The 7,009-nt window shown below is 61.5% G+C and carries 9 protein-coding genes; 6 read left to right on the forward strand and 3 right to left on the reverse strand.

Features of this window, described 5'->3' with window-relative positions:
- The coding region (locus EOA28_RS39575) for a hypothetical protein (RefSeq protein ID WP_210214948.1) at positions 1-213 on the forward strand (213 nt) is incomplete at its 5' end.
- A gap of 164 nt (positions 214-377) precedes the next feature.
- On the opposite strand, the gene EOA28_RS19170 is transcribed toward EOA28_RS39575, so the two are convergent.
- Positions 378-833 carry a hypothetical protein gene (locus tag EOA28_RS19170; protein ID WP_127250226.1) on the reverse strand — a complete coding sequence of 152 codons (456 nt, stop codon included), beginning with the start codon at positions 831-833 and terminating at the stop codon, positions 378-380.
- 21 nt (positions 834-854) lie between these two features.
- On the opposite strand from EOA28_RS19170, the gene EOA28_RS19175 reads away from it, so the two are divergent.
- Positions 855-1,094: a helix-turn-helix transcriptional regulator gene (locus tag EOA28_RS19175; RefSeq protein ID WP_126102667.1), complete on the forward strand. Its 240-nt coding sequence runs from the start codon at positions 855-857 to the stop codon at positions 1,092-1,094.
- Positions 1,095-1,249: 155 nt separating this feature from the next.
- Here EOA28_RS19175 and EOA28_RS19180 read toward each other — a convergent pair whose 3' ends face one another.
- Complete coding sequence (locus tag EOA28_RS19180) at positions 1,250-2,572, reverse strand: site-specific integrase (protein WP_128315156.1); 1,323 nt, start codon at positions 2,570-2,572, stop codon at positions 1,250-1,252.
- A 602-nt stretch (positions 2,573-3,174) separates the two neighbouring features.
- Here EOA28_RS19180 and EOA28_RS19185 point away from each other — a divergent pair.
- The 4 genes from EOA28_RS19185 to EOA28_RS19200 all read left to right on the forward strand — a co-directional run bounded on the left by EOA28_RS19185 (position 3,175) and on the right by EOA28_RS19200 (position 5,989).
- Entirely contained in the window at positions 3,175-3,360 is a 186-nt protein-coding gene (locus EOA28_RS19185) for a hypothetical protein (protein ID WP_042644823.1), read from the forward strand.
- A gap of 143 nt (positions 3,361-3,503) precedes the next feature.
- Entirely contained in the window at positions 3,504-3,761 is a 258-nt protein-coding gene (locus EOA28_RS19190) for a hypothetical protein (RefSeq protein WP_189342107.1), read from the forward strand.
- Positions 3,762-3,967: 206 nt separating this feature from the next.
- A complete protein-coding gene (locus EOA28_RS19195) occupies positions 3,968-5,044 on the forward strand; it encodes a histidinol-phosphate transaminase (RefSeq protein ID WP_245463318.1) in 1,077 nt (358 codons plus the stop codon).
- Between the two features lie 27 nt (positions 5,045-5,071).
- Positions 5,072-5,989, forward strand: coding sequence for an allantoinase PuuE (locus tag EOA28_RS19200; protein WP_245463319.1), 918 nt, complete (start codon positions 5,072-5,074; stop codon positions 5,987-5,989).
- A gap of 48 nt (positions 5,990-6,037) precedes the next feature.
- Here the strand turns inward: EOA28_RS19200 and EOA28_RS19205 are convergent.
- A partial coding sequence (locus EOA28_RS19205) for an aminomethyltransferase family protein (protein ID WP_148670761.1) occupies positions 6,038-7,009 on the reverse strand: 972 nt, incomplete at its 5' end.

The following is a 7,009-nucleotide window of genomic DNA, read 5'->3' on the forward strand; positions in this document are numbered from 1 at the left end:
GATCAACCCTGCGCGAAAGGCTGGCCTTTATCAGGAGGCAGCGGTCATGGCGTCGCCGGATCGATATTTATGGTGGCGCGAGAGGTCACCCAGCACAGATCGGATATGCGGCCAGGGGAAATCGTCTGGATGTTCCCAGTGCTCACCGTCACGCAAGATGACCTTGAGCTTGGCCAAAATGCCCTCGATGGACGTGGCCGCTGTCTCTGGTAGATCATCCAGAAGTGCGCTTTCGGCTGTTTCCGATTGCCGGATCAGTTCGTCTGTTCTCGAATAGCCGATCTCATCATCAGCAGCGTCCCAGCGCGCCTGGTGCGCCGCAAAATCCGCAAGTGCCCTGCCCCATTCTACTTCGTTTTCAGGCGAGTAGGCATCGTTCAGGCTTTCGATGGAATGAGCGTCACGCCCGTACCATCGGCAAGCCGCAGCTTGGCGCAGGGAAAGCCGACCGTCCTGGCGAGGTGTGTCTCCAACCGCTGCTGTTCGCGGCACAGCGCCAGTGTCTCCTCGTGGATCTCTTGCCAGTTACCACACAGACGAAGAGCAGGATCGGCCGCGCTGCTGCCGTCCGTCAGTTGGGCGGCCAGCGACTTTATCTGGAAGGGCCATGCCGCCGCGGCCGTGACAGTACCCGCTAGCAAGCGCCGCCGGGTGACGAAAAACGTACTCATGCTATTGTTGGAATCAGCCATGATCCGAGCTCCTAACAGCTGGGTTTTGGTGAGGCCGCATCGAGTGTTGGCGCATTCGGTGCGGCCGTTTTCTGAAAACAAAAGGATTATTGGTTTTAGAAAGCATCTGTCAACGTTTTCGAAAAAGCTTGCGATTTTCATGAGTTATCACCAGTTTGCGACATGGATTCTGCTCAATGTCGCGCCGCACGAGCGCTGCTGAAATGGACGCAAGAGGACCTCGCCACCCGCTCCGGCGCGAGTGCTGTTACCATTCGCAATTTCGAAAACGACCGTTCTGTTCCTCAAACAGGAACGCGATACCTCCTCCAAAAAACGCTTGAGAATGCCGGCATCGAGTTCATTCCTGAAAATGGCGGTGGTGTCGGCGTGCGTCTGTCACGGCGTTCCGAAAGGACGTAGGATCGGTGAAGTAGCTCCCGGTAGGCAAGGCAAAGCGCGTCCATTAGCCGACAATCATTCGATTGCGGCGGCAGTCAGAGGGATCAAGATCAACCGCGAAGACTTCGGCGAGCAGCAGGAAGCATTCGGGTCGAACGGCGACCGCGCAGACTGGTTCATGCAACTGATGCCTTCGCTCGCAGAGGTTCGATGTTGCCCTTGCCTGCAATAGTGCCGGCAAGCCGATCGGCCCAAAGCTCCAAGGCGTCCCGTTTCTCGCTCATATAGTCGTAGCGCGCATATACCCGCGACGTGACCGTACTCTTGGTCACCGAAACGTGGTTCAACACTTGCCCGACGATGAACGGCGAAATGCCGATTTCTTCCATGCCCGTCGCAGCAGATCGCCGAAGGTCATGCGGCGTCCACGGTGCAATGCCCATGATCATTGCTACGCCGCGCTTGGTAATCTCTTCTCGCTTCACTGCCTTCGGGACAGATGCGCCGGTGACGGCTGCACGGGCGCCCGGTCCAGGAAAAACGAAATGCGGTACCGCCCTACCCTTGCGCTCCGACAGCGCCTTCACGTCTGCGATCTGATCGCCGATGATCCGGATTGCCATTTCGCACAGCGGGACAACATGGTCGCGGCCGTTCTTCGCGCGCCTGGCTGGTATCGTCCAAAGGCCGCGTGTCAAGTCCAGTTCGCCGTGCTCCATGCCGGCGATCTCGCCAACACGCTGTCCGGTAACCAGGCACAGGCGCAGAATGCGGCGGGTGCTTTCCCGCATGTCGGCTTCGGGCAAGGCTGCCCACATCGTCTTGATCTCGTCGGCCGTCAGCACGCGGTTGCGCTCGACCGTTTCGGTCGGCCTCGCCATACCTTCGGTCAAGTTGCTGTCCAGATCGCCACGACCGCGCCCCCATCGGATCATGGCGCGAATATCCTCGAACACCCGGTTCGCCTCGACGGCCGCGCCCCGGTCCTTCACCGCGTCGATCGCCTTGGTGATGTCGCGACGATGCAGGTCCGCGAGCTTCACCTCGCCGATGCAACCAGATGATGCCTTCTCGACCTTCTTTCCGTCAGCGTCATAGCCGGACACATTCTTGCGCAGCCGGCGCGCAATCTCATCGACCGACCGCCGCGATGATGCCCGGCGGGTGAGATAGCTCTCGACCAAATCAGAGACGGTCATTGAGGCGGCGTGCGCCTTCTTGGCGGCCACAGGGTCGCCGCCCTCTTGCACGCTTGCACGAGTGTCCTTGGCCTTCTGGCGAGCACCCTTGTCGGTGCCGAGCGGTATCTCGGGATAGGTGCCGAGCTTCAACCATTGCCGCTTGTCGGGCGGCCCGTAAACCACGAACCAAGTCTTTTGCCCACCCGCCGAGACGCGCAGCACAAGACCTTTGACGGTCGTATCGAAATAGTCGGCTTTTCGGCCGAAACCGGCCTTGGCGGCCTGGCAGAGTTTGTCGGTGAGTTCGAGTTTCGGCATCTGTCCAGCGACCAATTTTGCTACAACCGGTTTACCCGGGTTCCGTGAGTGATCTACAGAATAATCTACAAAAAACCACGAGCTTTGTCGATACCGGCTGCGACAGGTCGCGACAGGATGAAACGCTAATTAGTTGTTATCCATAGAATTTTTAGAAATTCAGGGTGTCGCACGCTGATCCAGAAAGTCGCATTGGAAACCCTCTGTTAACCGGTTGGTCGCTGGTTCGAATCCGGCCCGGGGAGCCAACAATTCCAAGATCTTCAGAGTTTTTCAGAGCAGCCAAAATCGGCTGATCTGCGGCATATCTATACAACTCGACTTCGCTGGGTGCCGATCTACACCGGAACCGCTCGAAGAGTAGACTTGGCACCATGGATCGCGTCTTTGATGAGCGGATCGGCCTGCAGAGGGCGCATCGGCGATGGAATTTTCGTGCCCCCAGTCCAGACTTGGGCGATTCGCCCAGCCGGCAACCTGGCGACCAGTCCTAGTTCCCGGTCATAGGTAGCTGTCACGCCAAGTCACTATATATTAGCAATAGCTTGTATTTATGGGTCCACTGGCAGATAATATCGGTCGGGCATCTGAGGGACTGTCCGATGCGTTGGCCCCTGTTCGTCATCGCGCTCATTATCGGCTTCATTCTCTGGGACCGTTTCGAGAACGACGGCACCTATACCGCTGAAGTCGAGCGAAGTTTCCGTAGCGCTGCGTTGGATATGCCTGGAGGCTTCGGGTGGAAGCCCCCAGCCATCACCGTCAATCGCGACGCGTTTAAACCCTGAACGCCGCGCAGAGTTGATGACAATCTCGATAACCAATTGCAAGATTACAGTGACAGCGCACCTTCCTTTTGCATTCAGCCACGGGCTGCTGAAATTCAGGAGCACTGGCTTGCTGGTTAGCCAACGACGTTAGGCCCAACGCAATGGGCATTCAGTCCAAATTGCTGGTTTTTACGACGCCAAATAACCTCGCGAAGGAAAGGCAGGGGCACATGGCGGGGAAACGGGCGATTGCAGTCAAGGATTGGTCTTGCGCCATGAGTGACGAGATTGGCCGAGTGGTCTTGGCCATAAACTCGACCGAAGGTGAAACGACCTACGTCCTTATGACGATCTTCCAGGCGGCAAAAATGGCCCAGGAACTGCGGTCGCCGAAGATGGTGCCCCGATACGACATGTAGCCATCTCTGGCGAAAACACTGAGCAGCACAAAGCTGGCTGGCCCGTCTAATTGAGGAAACGGAGCCAGGACCGGCGCCACCAACCCGGCATGGGCCAAATTCCCATAGCCATTGTGCCGGCGAATTTTGCTTTGCCGCTTGGCCGCCCTGCCTTAGCCTTCCTTCGCAACACCTTGTCGACAAGCCGATAGCCGGACCTTTATGCCGTGCCCTTGAAAGCCGCCGCCCATATCGAGGCCATGTCCGCTTTCGCGCTGGCGAATTTCGGCGGCTATGACCGGCCGACATTGGCGCAGAACGAGAGCGCCTTCCCGCCCAGCCCCAAGGCGATCGAGGCCGGCCGCGATGCCGTGGCGCGCAGCCATCTTTATCCAGACCCAGACTGGACCTTGCTGCGCGAGGCCATCGCAAAAACCTACGGCGTCGAGCGCGACCTTGTCCTGTGCGGCGCCGGCTCGATGGAGCTGATCGCCTGCACCATTGCGGCCTTCGCCGGTCCGAGCGCCGACGTGCTCGCCACCAGCTACGCCTATAATTTCGTCGCCTCGGCGGCCGCGCGTGTTGGGGCGGCCTATGTCAAGGCGGCCGAGCGCGACTTTGAGGTCTCGATCGACGCCATCCTGGCGGCTCTCACGCCGGCGGCGCGCATCGTCTTCGTCTGCAATCCGGGCAACCCGACCGGCACGCGCATTAAAAACGCCGAGCTGCTGCGCCTGCGCGCGGCGCTTCCCGGCGACGTTCTCCTGATGATCGACCAGGCCTATGGCGAATTCGACGACCAGGATCCGCAGGCAATCTTCGCGCTGGCCGGGCGCGGCGACACCGTCGTCCTGCGCAGTCTGTCCAAGGCATACGGGCTGGCCGGCGCGCGCGTCGGCTGGGGGTTGTTCGCACCCCAGATCGCCGCCGAGGTGCGCAAGATGCAGAACTCAAACCAGGTCTCGACGGTCAGCCTTGCCATGGCCGTCGCGGCCGTCGAGGACCAGGCCCATATGCGCGCGACGGTGGCGAGCACATCGGACATTCGCGACCGCTTCGCGCAAGGCTTGCGGGCGGCCGGCTACGAGGTCCCGGAAAGCCGGACGAATTTCGTCCTGGTCCGCTTTGGAGACACGGCGGCAGCGGCGGCGGCCGACAATGCTTTGCGCGGCGCCGACATCATCGTGCGCGGCCTCTCCGGCTACGGCCTGGTCGATTGCCTGCGCATCACGATCGGGCCGCAGGACGTCATGGATCGCACGCTGCATATCCTGACCGCCCTGCGCGGCCGGCAATGCTGGTAAGGGCTTCATCCGAGGGGATTTCAAGACGTGACGTCAGACATGCCGTATCTGCCCGCCCGCGACTTCATCGGCTATGGCGAGCGGCCTCCGCAGGCTGAATGGCCGGACGGCGCGAAACTGGCGCTCAACATCGTCGTCAACTACGAGGAAGGCGCGGAATACTCGATCGGCGAAGGCGACGGTGTTTCCGAGGCGATCCTGTCCGACCTTGCCGTGTCGCCGGCCGTTCCCGGCTTGCGCAACCGCAACATGGAATCGCTCTATGAATACGGCTCGCGCGTCGGCGTGTGGCGGCTGATCTCGCTGTTCCGGGACAAGGGCGTCATCCCGACCTTCTACATCGTCGGCCGCGCGCTGGAGCTCAACCCAGCCGCGGGCAAGGCGATCGCGGCACTCGGCAGCGACATCGTCTGCCATGGCTGGCGCTGGATCGACTACGCGCCCCTCAGCGAAGAGGAAGAGCGCCAGCATATCGCCATGACGGTGGACGCGGTCCGTAAGATCACCGGCATCGATCCGCTCGGATGGTACACCGGCCGGCCAAGCCTCAACACCAGAAGCCTGGTCGTCGAGCATGGCGGCTTCCTGTTCGACTGCGACGACTACAATGACGACCTGCCCTATTTCGTCGATGTCGGCGGCAAGCGGCATCTGGTCGTGCCGCACAGCTTCGACAACAACGACAGCCGCTTTTCGCGCGGCTCCGGTCTGGAGACCGGCAGCCAGTTCTTCGACTATGTCAGCGACGGCGTCGACTGGCTGCTGAAAGAAGGCCAGAAGACACCGCGCGTGATGACGGTGTCGCTGCATTGCCGGCTGGCTGCGCGTCCCGGCCGCATGATCGGCCTGGAGCGCTTCCTCGACAAGATCACCGCCAATCCCGATATCTGGGTCTGCCGCCGCTCCGACATCGCCCGCCATTGGCTGAGCCGCTTCGGCGGCTGAGGCGGCCGGCGGCAATCGCCGCCTGGCGGTCTCAGGCGACGGCTGCCCCTACGACCGCAGCCGCTTGCCCTCCGGGTCGAAGGGCGGATGCGCGAGCAGCACCGCATCATGGGGCCTGCCTAGTATGGCGACGGTCACCTTGTCGCCGGCCTTGGCGGTTCCTGCCTTGACGTAGCCCATCGCCAGCGATTGCTCAACAAAATAGCCATAGGCTCCCGACGACACCTGGCCGATCGGCGTGCCGTCCGGCAGGAAGATCGGCTCGCCACCGGTGGCGTCGGCATCCTTGGCCGAGACGGAAAGCATGATGAGCTCGTCCCGCGCCGGCTTCTCGGCGACGGCGAGATAGGCGTCGCGATTGAGAAAGTCCTTGTCCGTCTTGATCAGGCGATCGAGCTTGACCTCCTGCGGCCAGTATTCCGGCGAGTACTCGCGGCTCCAGCTGCCGTAGCCCTTCTCGACGCGCAGCGACATCAGCGCCCGCGAGCCGACCGGCCCGGCGCCGACTTCCGCGCCCGCCTTGAGCAGCGCGCTGTAGAGCTCGACCTGGTCGGCAGCCTTGCAGTGCAGCTCCCAGCCGAGATCGCCGGTGAAGGAGACCCTGAGCGCCACGACATCGACGCCGGCCACGGTGATCTGACGCGAGCGCATGAAGGGGAAGGCCTCGTTCGACAGGTCGTCATTGGTGAGCCGCTGCAGCAATTCGCGCGATTTCGGTCCGGCGACATTGAAGCCGCCGAGCTCCTCGGTGCGCGAGCGGAAGGTTGTGCCTTCGGGCAGCGGCACCGATTTGAAGAAGCGCTGATGAAAACGCTCGGCCATGCCCGAGCCGATCACCATGAACTCGTCCTCCGCCAGTCTGGTCACGGTGAAGTCGCCGGCGATGCCGCCGCGCTTGCCGATCAGCGGCGTGAGGCAGGAGTTGCCGACCTTAGCCGGCATCCGGTTGGCGAAGAGCGCATTCAGCCAGGCTTCCGCGCCCGGGCCCTTCACTTCGTATTTGGCGAAATTGGAGATGTC

Source organism: Mesorhizobium sp. M2A.F.Ca.ET.067.02.1.1 (assembly GCF_004023285.1).
GTDB lineage: Bacteria > Pseudomonadota > Alphaproteobacteria > Rhizobiales > Rhizobiaceae > Mesorhizobium.

What these genes read in the sequence shown, in the direction of transcription:
- EOA28_RS19170 (WP_127250226.1), bottom strand. Translation starts at nt 833, where the DNA reads ATGAAAATCGCAAGCTTTTTCGAAAACGTTGACAGATGCTTTCTAAAA.
- EOA28_RS19175 (WP_126102667.1), top strand. Translation starts at nt 855, where the DNA reads ATGGATTCTGCTCAATGTCGCGCCGCACGAGCGCTGCTGAAATGGACG.
- EOA28_RS19180 (WP_128315156.1), bottom strand. Translation starts at nt 2,572, where the DNA reads ATGCCGAAACTCGAACTCACCGACAAACTCTGCCAGGCCGCCAAGGCC.
- EOA28_RS19185 (WP_042644823.1), top strand. Translation starts at nt 3,175, where the DNA reads ATGCGTTGGCCCCTGTTCGTCATCGCGCTCATTATCGGCTTCATTCTC.
- EOA28_RS19190 (WP_189342107.1), top strand. Translation starts at nt 3,504, where the DNA reads ATGGGCATTCAGTCCAAATTGCTGGTTTTTACGACGCCAAATAACCTC.